A 17,786-nucleotide genomic window follows, 5' to 3' on the forward strand; every position below is an offset into this window, starting at 1 on the left:
CGTGAGCAGAGTCCGCACCTGGTGGCCGATCGTCTGCTGCCTGGTGGCGGCGGTGGCGCTGCTGTACGCGGTGGTCCTGCCGGGCGGCTACCTGACCTGGTTGTGGGTGGCCATGGTCCTGTGGCTGGTGGCCGCCGTGGGCTGGCTGAGGTCGCCGGCCGGCCGGTCCTGGCCGATCCGGTTGGTCCTGCCGGTGGTGTCCGTCGTGACGATGGTGGTGGCCTGCTCGGGCGTGGCCGGCCGGGTGCTGTTCGCCTGGCACCGCCCGGGACTGGCGCAGCTGGCGGCGTCGCCGCTCGGGGCAAGCCATGGCCTGTACCGCTTCTCGGCCGTGTGGAGCCATGACGGTTGCGTCACGTACGTGACCGAGGACAGCGGCATGTCCCACTTCGCCGGTCTGGTGCGATGCTCACCCGGCGTGCGGCCGTCGCCCCGCTTGGGAGACACCGCGGGCGACGCCGTGTTCGAGCCGCTCGGCGACGACTGGTACGCCTTCACCGTCCCGCGTTCCGGCTCACCGGTCTGGGGTTTTAACCCGTTCGCCGTAGGAGCTACCACCGAGGTTTGACGGTCCGCGCCGGGTCGCGGTGGACCGGATCAGCACGATGCCCGTGGCCAGGGCCCAGAGCAGCACGCTGTAGAGCGAGATGCGTTCGGCCAGTCCGGTCGGCACCCAGCCGTACGTGAGCGGGATGTTGAGCAGTCCGATGCCGCCGGCGGTGATGCTCAGGACGGCGAGCCATCGGGGGAGTCCGAGCGGCCGGTGGGCGAAGCCGGTGACGACGGCCAGGACGTTCCCGGCGATGATCGACAGGAATGCTCCCACCAGGTAGAGCACCAGGGTCCCGTCGTCGAAGCGCGCCGGCCCGAGCGGGAACACGGCGAACAGGATCAGGGCCACGGCCTGCGCGATGCCGAGCGCTGGGATCACCCGTCGGCGCCGGCCGGTGAGCCGGCGACCGAGGGCGATGCTCGCGGCGGCGAAGAGCGCTCCGGAGAGGATCCAGGCCGCGCTCATCATCCACCACAGCGGTGAGGAGATGAGGAAGCCGCGGAACTCGCCGGTGAAACGGCTGCCCAGGAAGTTCACGTAGTCGTCGATGTAGCTGTACGGGCGCACGTCCCAGGCGGCAGCGACGACCGCCTCGGCGATCAGGTCGACGAGGACCGCGGCGACGAGGGCAGGCCCGGCCCAGCGCGCGACGACCGGCCGGGTCCGCGGATCCGCGCTCACGGGATCAGGATGATCTTGCCGAGGGCGGTGCGGTTCGCGGACTCCGACAATGCCACCGCCGCGGCCACCTCGGACAGCGGGTAGCGGGCGGCGATCTGCGCGGTGAGCTTGCCGTCGCGTTGCAGCTCGAAGACCCGGGTGAGATCCGTACGGATGCGGGCCCGGAACGCCTCCCGCTTGGCCGAACCGGGTTTGCCGGCTCCGGCCCAGACGTTGTAGAAGCTCGCGTGCCGGCCGGTGGGCAGGTAGTTCCAGAACGCGAGCTTGCTCAGCAGCGCCATGAAGATCAGCAACACGGAACTCTTGTCGTCGAGGCTGCTGGCGATGCTGTACGCGACGAGCGTCCCGGTGCGGTTGAGCAGCCGGTACGACTGGTCGACGCTCTTGCCGCCGAGGTGGTCGAACACGGCGTCCACGCCGCCGGGGGCGAGTTCCCGGATCCGGGCGGCCAGGTCGGGGTCGCGGTAGTCGACCGGCTCCACCCCCAGCGCACGCAGTGCCTCGTGGTGGCGCGGGCTCGCGGTGCCGATCACCCGGGCCCCGGCCTGCCGGGCCAGCTGCACCAGGATGGTGCCCACGCCGCCGCTGGCGCCGAGCACCAGCACGGTCTGCCCGGCCCGGACCCGGGCACTGCCGTGCAGCATCTGGTACGCGGTCAGCCCGTTGACGATCAGCGTCTCCGCCTCGTCGGCGCCGATCCCGTCGGGCACCTCCACCAGGTCGGCAGCGGTCAGCAGAACAGCCGTGGCCCAGGCGCCGGTCTTGGTCAGCGCGGCGACCCGCCGGCCGACGAGGGCGCCGTCGACGCCCGGACCGACCTGCTCGACGACGCCGACGAGGTCATAGCCCGGCACGAACGGGAACGCGGGCTGCCCGTAGTAGCGGCCCCGGCGCATCGCGCTCTCGGCGAACGACACGGCGGTGGCCTCGACCCGCACCAGGGCCTCGCCGGCACCGGGCGGCGGCAGTACGCGCTCGACCAGTCGCAGGCCGGCGGGCTCGACCTTGCCCGGCAGCACCACCTCGGTGGCGGTGTTCGTCCCCATCATGGCCTCGGCTCCTCGTTCACTGACGCATCGTCACTCTGTTAATGGCCGTAACTATGCATCGGTACGTCAGACCGCGTCAACCGGTCGCGGCACGGGCCGTCGCACCGGGACGGCCCGTTACGATGCGACGATGGCCGACGACCCGCAGGTGATGAACAGGCGCGAGCGGTTGCGGGTGCAGACCCTGCAGGAGATCGAGGACACCTCGTTCGCGATCATCGACGCGGACGGCGTGCACGCGTTGTCGATCGCCGCCCTGGCCCGCAGCATGGCGATGTCCGCCCCGGCGGTGTACCGCTACTTCCCGTCGCGGGACGCGCTGCTGACACAACTGATAACCCGGTCGTATGAGCAACTCGCCGCGGCGATGCTCGAGGCGGCGGAGGGTGGGCGGCGGACCCCGCGCGTACGGGTGCGGCTGATCGTCGCCGCGTACCGGGACTGGGCGCTGCGCCACCGGCGCCGGTACGGGATGCTCTTCGGTCAGCGGACCGGGGGCGTGCCCGGCGACGCCGGGCCGCAGACCCCGCTGGACCAGCCGATGGCGCTGCTGGTCGGCCTGCTCGAAGCCGTTGCGGACACCGCATCGGCCGCCGGCAGCAGCGGCGACCGGACGCTGGACGGGCAGCTGCGGGAGTGGGCCCGGGCGCGGGAGTTGCCGGGCACCACCCCGCGGGCCGCGCGGGCGGCCATCGTCATCTGGACGCGGGTGCACGGGATCGTGAGCCTGGAGCTCACCGGCCTGTTCGACAACAACGCCGTCGACGTGCAGCGCCTGATCGACCAGGAGGTCGACAACGCCATCCGGTCCCTGACGCCGCCGACCCCCTGATGCGGACCGCTCAGGTGTGCGGGTTGTCGACGTAGTTGCCGCGCGTGTACGGCGTCGAGCTCGCCCCGTTGTCGATGCGGACGTAGAAGCCTCTGATGACTTCACCGGTGGCGGCGCCGTAGGTCTGGTCCGGCCACTGGGCGTACGAGCCGCCGCAGGCGTTGTCGGGCCGCGGCGTCGTCCAGACGCTGCGGACCGTGCTGCCGGCGGCCACCCGGATCTCGATCTTGACGACCGCGGTCGGGCTGTTGCTCGCGCAGCTGGTGTCCTTGACGCTCTCGTTCCAGCGCATGGTGCGCGTGCCCCAGGCCTCGATGGTGGCACTGCCGCAGGCGTACGACGGGCAGGCCTCGGACCGGCCGGCGGCCTGGGCGGCGGTGGCACCGACGAGCGCGATGCTCGTGCCCAGGACCGCGGCGGCGGTGATTCGGGTCTTGCGCATGGGAGTTCCCCTTCGATCGGGATCGGCGGGCGCCGGTAATGCGGCGCGTTGCCGTTGTTGGTACGCCCGCTCAGCGCAGCCGTTCCACGATCCCGACCGTTCCCGCATGCGTGCGGCGCTGGTCCACCGCGGCCAGCCGAATGCGCAGCTGCTCGGCCTCGGGGCTGCTGAAAGCCGCGTACAGGTTCATCGCCTGCCGGTAGTGCTCGCGCGCGGTGAGCACGGCGCCGAGCGCCTCGTGCGCGTGGGCCAGGCCCGCGCAGGCCCGGGCCAGCTGGTAGCGGTCGCCGATGCTGCCGGCGACGGACTGCGCCGCGGCATGGTGCGTCACCGCCGCGGCCGGGTCACCCGCCAGGTACGCCGCCGCGCCGAGGCCGTTCAGCGCCGACGCCTCACCCTCGCGTTCACCGGTGTCGCGGTGGATGGCGAGGGCCTGCCGGTGGTGGTCCTCCGCCAGGTCGAGCCGGCCGAGGCGGGCGTGCAGGGTGCCCACGTTGTCGAGCGTCCAGGCCTCGCCGTGCCGGTCGCCGTGGCCGCGGAACAGCTCCAGCGCCCGGCGGAGGTGGACGGCGGCGCTGTCGAGACGGCCCAGCGGCATCTCGGCCTCGGCGAGGTCGTCGAGGCCGTGCGCTTCACCGTTGGCGTCCCCGGTCTCGCGGAAGTTGATCACAGCCCGCTCGTGGCGGGAGATCGCGGACTCGTACTGGCCCATCCGGGCCTCGAGGTTGCCGAGGTTGCCCTCGGCCCGTCCTTCCCCGGTGCGGTCGCCGGCCTCGCGGCACGCCAGGATCGCCTGCTGGTAGAGCGCGACCGCTTCGTCGTACCGGCCGAGGCGGGCGGTCACGATGGCGAGGTTGTTGGCCGCCCGGGCCCGGCCGCCGGGGTCGCCCGCCCGGGCGAACAGCTCGAGTGCCTGCCGGAGCAGCTCGACGGCGGTCTCGTACCGGCCGAGGCGGGTGTACGTGGCGCCGAGGTTCGTCAGCGCATGCCCCTGCGCCAGGGGATCCGCGATGTCCGCGGCGGCGTGCCGGGCGTGGTCGTGCAGGGTCAGCGCGTCGGAGTGATGACCGCCGTTCAGGTAGCGGAACAGCGTGGTGGACAACGCGGTGGTGTGGCCCGGCCAGCCCTGCACCGCCGTGTACGCGGCCACGGCGACGAGCGTGTGCCGCTCGGCGTCCAGCCACGCCCGGGCGGCATCCCGGTCGCCCACGTCCGGCAGCGCCGACTCCGGTGCCGCGATCCGTGGACGGCTGTGCGCCTCGGCGGGGGACAAGGCGTTCGCGGCGGCTGCGGCGGTCGCCAGGTAGTAGTCGAACAGCCGGGTCAGCGCCGCCCGCCGGGCCGACGGCGCGTCCTCGTCGGTCGCCCGGTTCGCCGCGAACGCCCGGACGAGATCGTGGAACGCGTACCGTCCCTCGCCGGCCGGTTGCACCAGATGGTCCCGGCACAGGTCGTTGAGCTCCGCGCGCACCGTGGCCGGGTCCGCGCCGGCCAGCGCCGCTGCCGCGTACCCGTCGAAGTCCTGCCCGGGATGCAGCGCGAGCAGGCGCAGCAGCCGCCGGCACCCACCGAGATGGTCGTAGGAGACGCGCAGGGTCAGCTCGACCGCGTCGTCGAGGCGCCGCTCCTGCCGGCGCTCGTCGAGCCGGTCGGCATGATCGGTCAGCGTCCACCCGGGCGCCGCCCGCAGCTGCCCGCTCACCAGGGCCAGCGCGAGCGGAAGGTAACCGCAGCTCCGGGCGATCCGGGCCGGCGCCGACGGGTCCGGCCCGAGCGGGACCCGTGGGCGCACCGCGCCGAGAAATCGCAGCGCTTCCGCCGGCGTGAACGCGTCCACGGCGAGGCGCGTGGCCCCCACGATCCCGGGGAGCCGGCGCCGGCTGGTGACCAGCGCGAACGACCCGGGCGTGTCCGGCAACAGCGGCTCCAGCTGCTGCTCGTCGGCGGCGTTGTCGAGCACGAGCAACACCCGCAGCCCGGTGAGCCGCTCCCGCAGGGCGGTGGCGCGCGCTGTCATCCCGTACGGGACCCGCAGGCTGGGCACCCCCAGGCTCTGCAGCATGCCGTCGAGCACGGCCGAGGGATCGGCCGGCGGCTGGGTCGCGTCCTCGTGGAAACCGCGCAGGTTGACGAACAGCACCCGGTCGAAGGCGTGCTCCGCGGCGAGCAGGTGCCCGGCCCGGACCGCGAGCCGGGACTTGCCGGCGCCGGCCATCCCGGTGATGAGACAGACCCGGGTGCCGTCGCCGAAGGCCGACCGGAGCCGCTCCAGCTCGGACTCCCGCGCGGTGAACGCGGGCAGGGCTGCCGGCAGGGCGGCGCTGACCCGTACCTGAGCCGCGGCCTGGATCTCACCGCCGACGACCCGCAGCGCCTGCCGCCAGCGCGCGACGTAGCCGGGATCGGTGTGCAGGGCCTCGACCACGGCGACCACCAGATCGGCGTTCAGCCGGCGCCGTCCGGGCCGGAAACAGTCGACCACGGTGGTCCGCCCGGCCAGGTCGGCCTCCCGCCCGGAGCGCGACCAGGCGGCATTGACGCGCGCGGTGATCGTGTCGAACGAGGGACTCCCGGCCCACGCCTTGAGCAGCCGTAACCGCTGCACGATCTCGTCGACCGAGCCGGCCCGTTCGGGATCAGGCGGACTCGCGAAAGCTGACACGACAGAACCCTATTCACCCGGCCGGTCTCCCTCACCGAAAGTCACCGATGCGACAAGGCCAGGGACCGAAACTTTCGGCAACGGTTGATCCTTCGGCGGTGGACAAAACGGTCGCGCGGTAGTCGGCGGACTCATTTCTGTGCTGCTTGATAGCGCGGCTGAGCTGGGAAGATCCGCTTTGGACGGCACTTTGTCCGAGTTCGTAATTCCGGTGTGTTTCCGGAAGTTGTTGACTTCGTCACGGCTGCCGATCGATACTTCAGCCGTCAATCGATAGATGGACATGAACCCCGCCTGGTCCCCCGCCAGGCTTCCCCCGAGGAGGACGTCCGCGATGCAAGTAGCTCCCGTGCAACCGAAGGGCCGCCGGCGCGGCCTGGTCAGAACGCTGTTCGGTGTCGGCTGCGCCATGGCGATCGCCCTCGCCGGCACCGCGATGGCGGTCGACGCCAGCGCCGAGGCCAACCGGACCGTCACGTCGAACACCACCGGCAGCCACAACGGCTACTTCTTCTCGTTCTGGAAGGACAGCGGCAACGTCTCCATGACGCTGGGGCCGGACGGCAACTACACCTCCCAGTGGAGCAACGTCAACAACTGGGTCGGTGGTAAGGGCTGGGCGACCGGTGCCCGGCGCACGATCAACTACTCCGGCTCGTTCAACGTCAACGGCAACGGCTACCTGGCGCTCTACGGCTGGACCCGCAACCCGCTGGTCGAGTACTACGTGGTCGAGAACTTCGGCAACTACAACCCGAGCACCGGCGCGACCCGGCTGGGCACCGTGACCTCGGACGGCGGCACCTACGACGTCTACCGCACCCAGCGGGTCAACCAGCCGTCGATCGAAGGCACGGCGACGTTCTACCAGTACTGGAGTGTGCGGCAGCAGAAGCGCACCGGCGGCTCCATCACCACCGGCAACCACTTCGACGCCTGGACCCGCTCCGGTCTGCAGCTCGGCTCGCACGACTACCAGATCATCGCGACCGAGGGCTACCAGAGCAGCGGCAGCTCGAACATCACCGTGAGCAGCGGCGGCACCACGGTCCCGAACCCGGGCCAGACGACGACCCCGCCGGCCGGCGGTAGTGGTGGCTGCACCGCCGCGGTGACCGCCGGCGACTCGTGGTCCGACCGCTACAACCTCAACGTCGCGGTCAGCGGCTCCAGCAACTGGACCGTGACGATGAACGTCGTGGCACCGCAGAAGGTGCTCTCGACGTGGAACATCTCCGCGAGCTACCCCAGCGCCCAGACGCTGGTCGCCAAGCCGAACGGCAGTGGCAACAACTTCGGCGTGACGATCCAGAAGAACGGCAGCACCACCTGGCCGAGCGTCTCGTGCCAGGCCGGCTGATCCGCAACCAGTCGAATCCGAGAGGAGGAACGCGCATGCTGACCACATCACGTCGGTGGAGAGGGACGCTGACCGGCCTGACGGTCGCCGCCCTGGCCGCCCTGGGCCTCGTCGCCACCACTGTCACGGCCACGCCGTCCCAGGCGGCCACCTGTAACGGCTACGTCGGACTGACCTTCGACGACGGGCCGTCGGGCAACACCCAGGCCCTGCTGAACGCGCTGCGCCAGAACGGCCTGCGGGCCACCATGTTCAACCAGGGCAACTACGCCGCGCAGAACCCGGGGCTGGTCAGGGCCCAGGTCGACGCGGGCATGTGGGTCGGTAACCACAGCTACTCCCACGCCCACCTGACGCAGGGCAGCCAGGCCAGCATGGACTCGGAGATCAGCCGTACGCAGACGGCGATCGCGAACGCCGGCGGTGGCACGCCCAAGCTGTTCCGCCCGCCGTACGGCGAGACCAACGCGACCCTGCGCTCGGTCGAGCAGAAGTACGGCCTGACCGAGATCATCTGGGACGTCGACTCGCAGGACTGGAACAACGCCAGCACCGACGCCATCGTGGCGGCCAACGCCCGGCTCACCAACGGCCAGATCATCCTGATGCACGACTGGCCGGCCAACACCCTGGCCGCCATCCCGCGTATCGCCCAGGGCCTGGCCGGCCGCAACCTGTGCGCCGGCATGATCTCCCCGTCGACCGGCCGGGCGGTCGCCCCGACCGGCACCTCCAACCCGACGACGCCGAACCCGAACCCGACGACGACGCCACCGCCGCAGGGCGGCGGCAGCTGCACCGCCACGTTGTCGGCCGGTCAGAGCTGGAACGACCGGTACAACCTGAACGTCGCCGTCAGCGGCTCGAACACGTGGACCGTGACGATGAACATCCCGGCTCCGGAGAAGGTCCTCTCCACCTGGAACATCAACGCGAGCTACCCGAGCGCGCAACAACTCGTCGCCCAGCCCAACGGCAGCGGCAACAACTTCGGCGTGACGATTCAGAAGAACGGCAGCACCACCTGGCCGACAGTCTCCTGTCGAGTGGGCTGAACCGGATGGTGGCGCGGCAGCTGCGGCTGCCGCGCCACTGATCGGCGGCAGCAAGGCGATGTAAGCGCCGGTCGCCCGCCGGTTCCTAGGGTGAGCACCGACAAGGTCTGGACAGGCTCGGTGGGTGGTGGTTGCGTGGAGGGCGCTGATGTGAGGAGTGTGGCCATGACAGCGATCCATCCCGGTGCCACGGACCGGCGCGGGCCGTCCGCCGGCGTTGTCGGTCTGACCGTCAACGACGTCGTGCACACAGTCGACCTGGAGCCGCGGGTCAGCCTGCTCGACGCGCTGCGCGAGCACCTCGGCCTGACCGGCGCGAAGAAGGGCTGCGACCAGGGCACCTGCGGCGCCTGCACGGTCTGGGTGGACGGTCGCCGGGTGCTCGCCTGCCTGACCCTGGCGGTCACCTGCGAGGGCCGGGCGGTCACCACCATCGAGGGCCTCAGCGGCGACGGCGACGATCTGCACCCGATGCAGCAGGCGTTCATCGAGCACGACGCCTTCCAGTGCGGCTACTGCACCTCGGGCCAGATCATGTCCGCGGTCGCCCTGCTGCGCGAGGGCAACGCCGGCGACGACGCCGCCATCGCGGAGTTCATGAGCGGCAACATCTGCCGCTGTGCCGCGTACCCGAACATCCGGGCCGCCATCCGCGCGGTCCGCGACGGCGAACGGCGGGCGACCGGCGATGCGACCGCTTAGTTACGTACGCGCCCACGACGTCGACGAAGCGGTGACCGCGGTCGCCGGTGACCCGGCGAGCACCTTCCTGGCCGGCGGTACGACCGAGGTGGACCTGATCCGGCTCGGGGTCACCGCACCGGACGTCCTCGTGGACATCAACGCCCTGCCGCTCGCCGACGTGTCCGGCACGCCCGGCGGTGGCCTGCGGATCGGCGCGCTCGCCCGGATGAGCGACGTGGCCCGCCATCCCGCCGTCGTCGCCGGCTATCCCGGCATCTCCCAGGCGCTGCTGCTGGGCGCGTCCGAACAGCTGCGCAACATGGCGTCGATGGGCGGCAACCTGTGCCAGCGGGTACGGTGCGCGTACTTCCGGGACGGCGTCTCGCCCTGCAACAAGCGCGCGCCGGGCACCGGCTGCTCCGCGCTCGACGGCTTCAACCGCGGACACGCCGTGCTCGGCACCAGCGACCACTGCATCGCCACCCATCCGTCGGATGTCGCGGTGCCGCTGGTCGCCTTCGACGCCACGGTCCGCACGGCCGGTCCGCGGGGCAGCCGCTCGATCCCGATCGACGACTTCTACCTGCTGCCCGGCGACACCCCGGAGCGCGAGCACCCCCTCGAACACGGCGAACTGATCACTGCGATCGAGGTGCCGGGCCTGCCGCTGGCCCGTACGTCGTGCTACCTGAAGTTCCGCGACCGGCAGTCGTACGAGTTCGCCCTGGTCTCGGTCCTGGCCGCGGTCCGCGTGGAGCAGGGCACGGTCGCCGAGGTCCGGCTGGCCCTGGGCGGCGTGGGCACCAAGCCGTGGCGCGCCCGGCGGGCCGAGGCGGCGCTGGCCGGCGCACCGGCGACGGCGGAGGCGTTCGCCCGGGCGGCCGCCGAGGAGATGCGACCGGCGGTCACCCGTCCCCTGAACGCCTTCAAGGTCGAGTTCGCCGAGCGCGCCATCGTGCGCGCGCTGACCACCGCGATGCGAGGAGCAGAGCGATGAGCCCCGCGGTAGGAACACCCGTCGACCGGGTCGACGGCCGGGACAAGGTCACCGGTGGGGCCCGGTACACGGCGGAGATCGCCCTGCCGGGCCTGGTGTACGCGGTCATCGTCGGGGCCGCGGTGCCGGCCGGGCGGGTGACTGCGGTACGGGTCCGAGCAGCCCTGGACCAGCCCGGGACCCTGGCCGTCCTCACCCACGAGAACCTGGAACGGATCGCCGCGCCACCGCGTCTGCTGCCCTCGCTGGTCGGCCAGGCGGCACCGGGGGAGAGCTTCTTCCCGATGCAGGACGACGTCGTGCACTACCACGGGCAGCCGGTCGCGGTGGTGGTCGCCGACAGCCACGAACGGGCCCAGTACGCCGCGTCGCTCGTCGAAATCGACTACGAGCGGGCGCCGTCGCTCACCACGATCGACGAGGGCCGGGACCGGGCGTACGAGGCCGAGCGGCTGTTCGGCGGACTCGCCCCCGGGCGCAACGAACGCGGCGACGTGACCACCGCCCTGGCCGCGGCCCCGGTACGCGTCGAGACGACGCTGCGGATGGCCGCGAACCACCACAACACGCTGGAACCGTCGGCAACCACGGCGGTCTGGCATGACGGCCGGCTGACCCTCTACGACTCCACCATGGGCGTACGCGCCAGCCAGCTCACCGTCGCGCAGCTGCTGGGCCTGCCGCTGTCCCGGATCCGGGTGATCACCGAGTACGTCGGCGGCGGCTTCGGCGGCAAGGCGATGGTGTGGCCGCACGTCACCCTGGCGGCCATGGCGGCCAGGCACGTCGGGCGCCCGGTGAAGCTGGTGCTGACCCGGCCGCAGACGTACACCTCGCACGGTCATCGCGAGGAGCAGGAGCAGAGCGTCACCCTGGGCGCGGGCGAGGACGGCCGGCTGACCGCGATCCGCCACGAAAAGCTGTCGATCACCTCGCCGTTCGACGACTGGGCGGAGCCCGCCACCGGGGTGTCCTCCCAGCTGTACGCCGTCGACAACTACCTGGGCGTGCACCGGCTGATCAAGGGCAACACGATGACGCCCACCTTCACCCGCGGCCCGGGCGAGACCCTCGGGGTGTTCGCGCTGGAGACGGCGATGGACGAGCTCGCCACCCGGGTCGGGGTCGACCCCGTCGAGCTGCGGCTGCGCAACCGGGCCGGCACCGACCCGTACGGGCACCCGTGGTCCAGCGACGGCTTCGCCGAGTGCCTGCGCGCCGGCGCGGAGACATTCGGCTGGCAGCAGCGTGATCCACGGCCACGCTCACGGCGCGAGGGCGACTGGCTCATCGGGTCGGGCATGGCCGCCGCGGCGTACCCGATCGCCTTCTTCATGCCGGTGCAGCACGCCCGGGCCCGGGTGTACGCCGACGGTAGCGCGGTGTTCGGGGCCGGCGCCCAGGAGTTCGGCACCGGCGCCACCACGGTGATGACCCAGGTGGCCGCGGACGCGCTCGCGGTGTCCCTGGACGCGGTCCGCTTCGAGGCCGGCGACACCGACCTGCCGAACACGTCCTCAGCCGTCGGCTCGTCCGGCGCGATGATGGTCAGCTCCGCGGTCCACGACGCCGGCGTGCAGCTGCGCGACCGCCTGGTCGCGATGGCAGTGGCCGACCCGAAGTCACCGCTGCACGGCGCCGACCCGGCGACGATCGGCGTCCACGACGGTCGGATGGCAGTGGCCGACCGGCCGGACGATGGCGAGACCTACGCGGATCTCCTGCAGCGCAACCGGCTGCTCGACGTCGAGGCGCTGGGCAGCTGGACGCCGCCACCGCTGGACACCCCGCACGGCCTGCTGACCTTCGGCGCCCAGTTCGCCGAGGTCGCCGTGGACGCCGACCTCGGCCTGGTCCGGGTGCGCCGGCTGGCCGGGGCCTTCGCGCCCGGCCGGGTGCTGAACCCGAAGCTGGCCCGTAGCCAGCTGATGGGCGGCATGCTGTGGGGCCTGAGTCAGGCCCTGCTGGAAGGCAACCGGATGGACCCCCGGTCGGGGCGCTGGGCCGCCAACAACCTGGGTGAGTATCTGGTGCCGGTCAACGCCGACGCCCCCGATGTGACGGTCGAGTTCATCGAGGTGCAGGACCCGGTGGTGGGGCCGCTCGGGGTGAAGGGCGTCGGCGAGATCGGGCAGGTGGGGGTGGCCGCGGCGATCGCGAACGCGGTCTTCCACGCGACCGGCCGCCGGATCCGCGAGCTGCCGATCACCGCCGAGCTGCTGATGCCGGACCAGGCCACCCGGGTCTGAGCGGCGTGCCGGCCCGCGGTCAGCATCATCGCCAGCCCGGTGCGGAACAGCGCCGAGTCATCGGCGAGAGCAACCCGCACGGCGATCAGCGGTAGCCGGACCGGCGGGCGACGGACCCGCCGCTGAGCTGCCGGATGCGGGCGACGAGCGCGACGACGAAGGGCTCCCGATCGAACGGCACGCGCTGCCCGAACAACCCGCCACCGGCCCACCGGCTCGACCGCTGCTCCCGGAACAGCACAGCCCGCAGCAGGTCGATGTCCTCACCCAGCTCACCGGTCTGCTCCCAGGCGCGCCGGGTGACTTCACCGATCTCGTTGAGGTCGCCGGCCCAGGCGTAGCCGTCGTAGGACAATGCAAACTGCTGGTATGCGTCCTCGCCGGAGCCCTCCGCCGGGACCTGCACCTGTTCCGACATTGTCAGCCTCGCTTTCGCTGGTTGCGGTGAGAGCGTCCAGTCGCTCGGCCTCGTGCCGGAGGTGAGCCGCGGCCGGGGCCTGCCAGACGTAACCCCCGTTGCCGTGGTGCCGGACCCGCGGCCGCCCGTCGCCGGGACGTCGCAGGTCCACGGGCGGGTCGGGTAGCCAGCAGTCGGCGTACTCGCGGGCCGGGGAGGTGGCCGCGCCGGCGCGCGCCTTGTGGAACAGCTCCCGGCCGACCGGGTCGGTGTGCCGGTAGAAGTTCACCCACCGGCGCCCGCCGGGGACCTCGGCGCACTCCTTCACCAGGCAGTCGTTGATGTAGGCCGGGAACCACCGCATGTACAGGTGGGCCACCGGATTGCCGTAGGTCACGACGGACAGCCGGGAACGCTGCTCCCGCGGGAGATTGGTGAGCTGGGCGAGCGTCGCCACGGTCAGCACCGCGCCCTGGCTGTGACCGCACAGCACGACGGCATGCCCCTCCTTCAGCAGGTGGCGTACCCGTAGCACCAGGTCGGGCACCGCCCGCTGGGCATAGCTCGGCGGGGCCAGCGGGTGGAAGCTGCGCGGCCAGAACGTGGTGATGTCCCAGGCGACGCCGACCGTCCGCCGGGTGCTGTCGCTGCGGATCGCCCGGCGCAGCACGAGCACCCCGGCCACAGGAATGAGGGTGAGCACGGTGGTGGCGAAACCCTCGTTGAGCGGCCACCAGTCCGGCAGCGCCGACGTCTCCAGGGTCACCCGCGGTACGCCTTGCCGGACCGCCCACCCGACCAGGCCCAGGCAGACCAGGAAGGTGACACCGGCCGTGACGCGCAGCGGCCGGGGTCTCGACGCGTCGCCGGCCGCGGCCAAGGCACAGAGCCCGGCGCAGAACAGCAACACCGCCACCGCCAGCGTGAGGCCCGCCCCCAGCTTCTCGCCCCGCCATTCCGGGAAGACCCAGATCGCGTACAGGATCAGACTCAGCGTGCTGAACACGACCGCGGCCACGACCAGGAACTCCAGCCAGCGGGCCCCGCCGGCGAACCACATCCAGGTGCGTACCGACCGCAGCCAGCCCGCGTCGCGGTCCTTGCCCTCGGCGAGGTGCTTGGCCGCCGGCAGTGAGTAGCGCCGCCATTGCGCGAACTCGGCCGCGAGGGCCCGTCCGGGATCCTGGCGCCGGTGCCGCAGCGACGCGCCGGCGACCAGGCCCACCAGCACCACGATCAGAGCCGCGCCGATGACGTTGAGCTGGGCGGATGCGGTGTACGACCCGGGATAGGACATGACGTCGGCGGCCGGACCGGCGTTCGGCCGCGCCTCGCCGCTCAGCCAGCGCGCCACCCACACCACGAAGCCGGACCACACGGACAGGGTCAGCACCACGGCCACCACCAGGGCGATGACCGGCGCGGGGAACGCCGCCGGACGGGCCCAGCTCGCCTTGCGGACCTGGTGCCGGGCGACGACGGCGACGACACCGTGCAGAAAGCCGAGCACGTAGATCAGCAGGAGCACCGAGTCGAGGAACATGACGATCCCCGGCATGACGCCCGGATCACTCTGCTCGTGAGCCGGCTGCAGCCACGCCACGAGGGCGGCCGCGAGGAGCAGAGCGCCGGCCGTGGCGAAGGCGAGGCGGGGGCGCTGGAAGACCCGGCGGCACAGCCAGGCCCAGCCGGCACTGATCGTCGACAGCACCAGCAGGGCCACGACCACGAGGGACAACACGCCCGTGACGGCCGGGAACCGGTCGCCCTCGCGGGCGACCCGCAGCAACAGGTACGCGATGACCAGCAGCGCCGAGGCCAGGTGCAGCCGGCGGGTCGACTCGTTGTAGGTGTGCCGGGTCCAGAACCGCGGGCTGGTCAGCGTGATCCGGGCCGGCAGCCCGGCCCGGGGAGGGACGATGCCCGGGTCGTCGCCGTGCTCGTCGTACCGCTGTTTGCTGACCGAGCTCAACCGCCACAGCCCGGCGACGAGGACCAGCGGGACCAACGCCGCCAGCGCGACCGCCCGGAACGGATGCCCGGCCAGACCGATCTTCTCCCAGGCCGTGACGACCCGGCAGGACACCTGGACGCACTGCCAGCCGGCCAGGTCCATCGCGATCTGCGCGGCGAAGAGCAGGTACAGCCAGGTGACGCCCAGCCCGATGACCCGGACCAGGCTCTGCTGGAGCACGACGAGCCAGCCGACGCGTACCTCGCCCCGCTCGGCGCCCGCCCCGCTGCGCAGGCCCAGTGCCATCCAGCCGGCCAGATTGACCAGCGCGAACGGCAGCAACATGAGCCACAGGGCGCTGCTGAGCGCCTGGGAGGTCAGGCCGCCCCACGAATACACCTCCCGGTGCCACCGGGGCCGGCCGTCGATCAGGTGGTCGCGACCGCGCCAGAAGCCGGCTACCTGGTCACCGGACACCTGCCGGGCCGCCGGGTCGTCCAGCATGGCCGTCGGTGAGCCGCCGCCGACCCCGTGCACCCGGATCTCGGTGACGCCGTCCTCGTCGAGGGTGCACGGCCAGTCGAGATCACCGTCCGGCACGGGCACGGGCACGGCCGATCCCGGCGCGTCGAGGTGCTCCTGCGTGTGGGCCATGGCGTCGCACCTCGGAATCGGAGGGGTGAGCCGTTCATACGCCGCCGGGCGCCCGCCGTCCACGCATCTGACGGGAACGAGTCAACGCGCGGAAGTTCGCACCGCGTGTCCTGTCGGATCGGTGCCGGCGTGTTCGTGGACAGGGTGAGACTGCCAATCAAGGAGGAAATGACATGACTGCTCTCTACACCTGGGACGTGTTCTCCACCCTCGACGGCTACGGCTCGTACGCCGAGGGGGCGGACTGGGGTGGCTACTGGAGCAAGCAGGGCCCTGAGCTGCTCGCGCACCGGGCCGCCCTGTTCGGCACCGAGCAGCGGATGGTTTTCGGGGCCACCACGTTCCGGGAGAACGCCGAGATCATGTCCTCGGGTATCGATCCGCACACGCTCGACGAGTGGAACGTCCGGACCATGCGCATGCCGGCCACGGTGATCTCGTCGACGTTGCAGGACACCCTGGGCTGGCCGGACGCGACCATCGTCAGCGGGGACGCGGTGGAGATCGTCACCCGGCTCAAGCAGGAGTCGGACGTGCCGCTGCGCTCGCAGGCCAGCCTGTCGCTGAACTGGGCCCTGCTGGCCGCCGGCCTGGTCGACCGCCTGCAGGTGACGATCTTCCCCGTCATCTCCGGCCGGACCGGAACCAGTCCGATCCTCGGCGGGGCGGGGGACTTCGACCTCGAGCTGCTGGAGAGCCGGACCCTCGACGGCCACACCCAGGAACTGGTCTACCGGCCCACCGCCCACTGACGGCATCCCCCGTGTCCGGCGCCGAGGGACTACCTTGTCTCGCATGCGTCTGGCGCCACCGGTACCTCCGCGGTCACCGACCACTGTGCGGTTCGCGTCCGCGCTGTTGTTCGGTGTCGCGGGGCTCTCCCTGCTGTCCGCCGTCCTCGAGCTGGTCTTCGTCAACACGGACCTGAGCGTCTACCGCGATGCCTACACCGGCGACACCGGATCCGGATTCCGGAGCATCGTCGGCGCGACGCTCGACATCTTCTTCGTCGGCGGGGCCGCCCTGCTGGCCGTGCTCAACGGCGACGGCCGCAAGAACGCCCGGGTGACCACGTACGTGCTCGGCGGGATCTTCCTGGTGTGCGGCGGGCTCGGCAACCTGTCGGACCCCATCCACGCGCCGTCCGGATCCGCGGGCGAGGGCACGGTCGCGCGGTTCATGCCGGCCGCGTACGGCATCAGCGCCGGCCTGCTCGACGCGCTGACCGTCCTGGCCGCGCTGGGGGCCCTCGTGCTGCTCGCCCTGCCGCCGTCCAACCGCTTCTTCGAGACCGTCCAGCGCAACCGGTACGTGCTGGTCGTGGCGCCCCCACCGCACTTCAGCCACGACACTCCGAGCGGAAGCACACCGCAGCGCGACCTGCCACCACACACCGGCAGCATCCCGGCGAGCGACCCCTGGGCCCAGCCGGACGGCAACTGACAGCCGTACGACCGCGGGGCGGCCGCGGGCGTGGATACGATGACTGCCTCATGGCTTGCGGGAGGATCCGGTGGCGCTGACCGACGAGGCGATCACGCGGATCCGTGGTCTGATCCAGTCGGGGGAGTTGCCTCCGGGCGCCCGGCTGCCCACCGAGCAGCAGTTGTCGCAGGAGCTGGGCCTGTCCCGCAGCGGCGTCCGGGAGGCCGTCAAGGTGCTGGAGGCGGCCCGCGTGCTCGACGTGCGCCGCGGCGACGGCACCTATGTGACGAGCCTGGCGCCGCGGCTGCTGCTGCAGGGTCTGGGTGTCGCCGTCGAGCTGCTTCGCGACGACACCCTGCTGGAGGTCATGGAGGTGCGCCGGATGCTGGAGCCGGTGGCCACCGGCGTCGCCGCGCTGCGGATCACCGACGCGGACGTGGCCCGGCTGGGCGAGATCCTCGAGGACATGCGGGGGGCGGCGGAGGACGCCGAGCAACTCATCCGGTACGACGCCGCGTTCCACCGTACGGTCATCGCGGTCACCGGCAACGAGACGCTGACCTCGCTCCTCGACGGGCTCTCGGGGCAGACGCTGCGGGCGCGGGTGTGGCGGGGGCTGATCGAGGGTGGCTCCGCGCACGTCACGCTCAACGAGCACGAGGCGATCTACCTGGCGCTGCGTGACCGGGACCAGTTGCTGGCCCAGGCGAGCGCGCTGATCCACGTGAACACGTCGGAGTCGTGGCTGCGTACGGTATTGGCCGCCGCGCCGCGGCACCAGCTGTAGCGCCG

General features: G+C 71.9%; 16 protein-coding genes. 10 read left to right on the plus strand and 6 right to left on the minus strand.

From position 1 onward, the window contains the following. Window position 1 precedes the first annotated feature (1 nt). Entirely contained in the window at window positions 2-568 is a 567-nt protein-coding gene (locus ACQP2Y_RS15925) for a hypothetical protein (RefSeq protein ID WP_433728836.1), read from the plus strand. Here the strand turns inward: ACQP2Y_RS15925 and ACQP2Y_RS15930 are convergent. Further along, a complete protein-coding gene (locus ACQP2Y_RS15930) occupies window positions 515-1,234 on the minus strand; it encodes a DUF998 domain-containing protein (RefSeq protein WP_433728839.1) in 720 nt (239 codons plus the stop codon). The genes ACQP2Y_RS15925 and ACQP2Y_RS15930 overlap by 54 nt on opposite strands. Beyond that, the gene (locus tag ACQP2Y_RS15935; RefSeq protein ID WP_433728841.1) at window positions 1,231-2,283 is read right to left on the minus strand and encodes a medium chain dehydrogenase/reductase family protein; all 1,053 of its coding nucleotides are present in this window, start codon (window positions 2,281-2,283) and stop codon (window positions 1,231-1,233) included. The genes ACQP2Y_RS15930 and ACQP2Y_RS15935 overlap by 4 nt, the downstream gene beginning before the upstream one ends. Window positions 2,284-2,413: 130 nt before the next feature. Between ACQP2Y_RS15935 and ACQP2Y_RS15940 the strand changes: the two genes are divergently transcribed. Then, on the plus strand, window positions 2,414-3,115 hold the full coding sequence (locus ACQP2Y_RS15940; RefSeq protein ID WP_433728844.1) for a TetR/AcrR family transcriptional regulator: 702 nt from the start codon (window positions 2,414-2,416) through the stop codon (window positions 3,113-3,115). 10 nt (window positions 3,116-3,125) lie between these two features. Here the strand turns inward: ACQP2Y_RS15940 and ACQP2Y_RS15945 are convergent, their stop codons facing one another. Both ACQP2Y_RS15945 and ACQP2Y_RS15950 read right to left on the minus strand, forming a co-directional pair. Then, a complete protein-coding gene (locus ACQP2Y_RS15945) occupies window positions 3,126-3,557 on the minus strand; it encodes a hypothetical protein (RefSeq protein WP_433728846.1) in 432 nt (143 codons plus the stop codon). Between the two features lie 70 nt (window positions 3,558-3,627). Continuing rightward, window positions 3,628-6,219 carry a tetratricopeptide repeat protein gene (locus ACQP2Y_RS15950; protein WP_433728848.1) on the minus strand — a complete coding sequence of 864 codons (2,592 nt, stop codon included), beginning with the start codon at window positions 6,217-6,219 and terminating at the stop codon, window positions 3,628-3,630. Window positions 6,220-6,553: 334 nt separating this feature from the next. Between ACQP2Y_RS15950 and ACQP2Y_RS15955 the strand changes: the two genes are divergently transcribed. The 5 genes from ACQP2Y_RS15955 (at window position 6,554) to ACQP2Y_RS15975 (ending at window position 12,564) form a co-directional block, all read left to right on the plus strand. Further along, on the plus strand, window positions 6,554-7,579 hold the full coding sequence (locus ACQP2Y_RS15955; RefSeq protein ID WP_433728850.1) for a glycoside hydrolase family 11 protein: 1,026 nt from the start codon (window positions 6,554-6,556) through the stop codon (window positions 7,577-7,579). Between the two features lie 35 nt (window positions 7,580-7,614). Continuing rightward, a complete protein-coding gene (locus tag ACQP2Y_RS15960) occupies window positions 7,615-8,634 on the plus strand; it encodes a polysaccharide deacetylase family protein (protein ID WP_433728852.1) in 1,020 nt (339 codons plus the stop codon). Between the two features lie 165 nt (window positions 8,635-8,799). Next, window positions 8,800-9,336 (plus strand): (2Fe-2S)-binding protein, encoded by a 537-nt coding sequence (locus ACQP2Y_RS15965; protein ID WP_433728854.1) that lies wholly within the window; start codon window positions 8,800-8,802, stop codon window positions 9,334-9,336. Next, on the plus strand, window positions 9,323-10,315 hold the full coding sequence (locus tag ACQP2Y_RS15970) for an FAD binding domain-containing protein (protein ID WP_433728856.1): 993 nt from the start codon (window positions 9,323-9,325) through the stop codon (window positions 10,313-10,315). The genes ACQP2Y_RS15965 and ACQP2Y_RS15970 overlap by 14 nt, the downstream gene beginning before the upstream one ends. Then, window positions 10,312-12,564 (plus strand): xanthine dehydrogenase family protein molybdopterin-binding subunit, encoded by a 2,253-nt coding sequence (locus tag ACQP2Y_RS15975; RefSeq protein ID WP_433728858.1) that lies wholly within the window; start codon window positions 10,312-10,314, stop codon window positions 12,562-12,564. The genes ACQP2Y_RS15970 and ACQP2Y_RS15975 overlap by 4 nt, the downstream gene beginning before the upstream one ends. A gap of 85 nt (window positions 12,565-12,649) precedes the next feature. Here the strand turns inward: ACQP2Y_RS15975 and ACQP2Y_RS15980 are convergent, their stop codons facing one another. After that, the gene (locus ACQP2Y_RS15980) at window positions 12,650-12,919 is read right to left on the minus strand and encodes a hypothetical protein (RefSeq protein WP_433728860.1); all 270 of its coding nucleotides are present in this window, start codon (window positions 12,917-12,919) and stop codon (window positions 12,650-12,652) included. Beyond that, a complete protein-coding gene (locus tag ACQP2Y_RS15985; RefSeq protein WP_433728862.1) occupies window positions 12,870-15,569 on the minus strand; it encodes a hypothetical protein in 2,700 nt (899 codons plus the stop codon). The genes ACQP2Y_RS15980 and ACQP2Y_RS15985 overlap by 50 nt, the downstream gene beginning before the upstream one ends. Before the next feature lie 173 nt (window positions 15,570-15,742). On the opposite strand from ACQP2Y_RS15985, the gene ACQP2Y_RS15990 reads away from it, so the two are divergent. The 3 genes from ACQP2Y_RS15990 (at window position 15,743) to ACQP2Y_RS16000 (ending at window position 17,781) form a co-directional block, all read left to right on the plus strand. Continuing rightward, a complete protein-coding gene (locus ACQP2Y_RS15990) occupies window positions 15,743-16,321 on the plus strand; it encodes a dihydrofolate reductase family protein (protein ID WP_433728864.1) in 579 nt (192 codons plus the stop codon). Between the two features lie 43 nt (window positions 16,322-16,364). Then, the gene (locus ACQP2Y_RS15995; protein WP_433728866.1) at window positions 16,365-17,012 is read left to right on the plus strand and encodes a hypothetical protein; all 648 of its coding nucleotides are present in this window, start codon (window positions 16,365-16,367) and stop codon (window positions 17,010-17,012) included. Between the two features lie 70 nt (window positions 17,013-17,082). Beyond that, window positions 17,083-17,781, plus strand: coding sequence for a FadR/GntR family transcriptional regulator (locus ACQP2Y_RS16000; RefSeq protein WP_433728868.1), 699 nt, complete (start codon window positions 17,083-17,085; stop codon window positions 17,779-17,781). Window positions 17,782-17,786 lie beyond the last annotated feature (5 nt).

Source organism: Actinoplanes sp. CA-051413 (assembly GCF_050955795.1).
Lineage (GTDB): Bacteria > Actinomycetota > Actinomycetes > Mycobacteriales > Micromonosporaceae > Actinoplanes.

What these genes read in the sequence shown, in the direction of transcription:
- ACQP2Y_RS15935 (WP_433728841.1), bottom strand. Translation starts at nt 2,283, where the DNA reads ATGATGGGGACGAACACCGCCACCGAGGTGGTGCTGCCGGGCAAGGTC.
- ACQP2Y_RS15940 (WP_433728844.1), top strand. Translation starts at nt 2,414, where the DNA reads ATGGCCGACGACCCGCAGGTGATGAACAGGCGCGAGCGGTTGCGGGTG.
- ACQP2Y_RS15945 (WP_433728846.1), bottom strand. Translation starts at nt 3,557, where the DNA reads ATGCGCAAGACCCGAATCACCGCCGCCGCGGTCCTGGGCACGAGCATC.
- ACQP2Y_RS15955 (WP_433728850.1), top strand. Translation starts at nt 6,554, where the DNA reads ATGCAAGTAGCTCCCGTGCAACCGAAGGGCCGCCGGCGCGGCCTGGTC.
- ACQP2Y_RS15960 (WP_433728852.1), top strand. Translation starts at nt 7,615, where the DNA reads ATGCTGACCACATCACGTCGGTGGAGAGGGACGCTGACCGGCCTGACG.
- ACQP2Y_RS15965 (WP_433728854.1), top strand. Translation starts at nt 8,800, where the DNA reads ATGACAGCGATCCATCCCGGTGCCACGGACCGGCGCGGGCCGTCCGCC.
- ACQP2Y_RS15970 (WP_433728856.1), top strand. Translation starts at nt 9,323, where the DNA reads ATGCGACCGCTTAGTTACGTACGCGCCCACGACGTCGACGAAGCGGTG.
- ACQP2Y_RS15975 (WP_433728858.1), top strand. Translation starts at nt 10,312, where the DNA reads ATGAGCCCCGCGGTAGGAACACCCGTCGACCGGGTCGACGGCCGGGAC.
- ACQP2Y_RS15985 (WP_433728862.1), bottom strand. Translation starts at nt 15,569, where the DNA reads ATGGCCCACACGCAGGAGCACCTCGACGCGCCGGGATCGGCCGTGCCC.
- ACQP2Y_RS15990 (WP_433728864.1), top strand. Translation starts at nt 15,743, where the DNA reads ATGACTGCTCTCTACACCTGGGACGTGTTCTCCACCCTCGACGGCTAC.
- ACQP2Y_RS15995 (WP_433728866.1), top strand. Translation starts at nt 16,365, where the DNA reads ATGCGTCTGGCGCCACCGGTACCTCCGCGGTCACCGACCACTGTGCGG.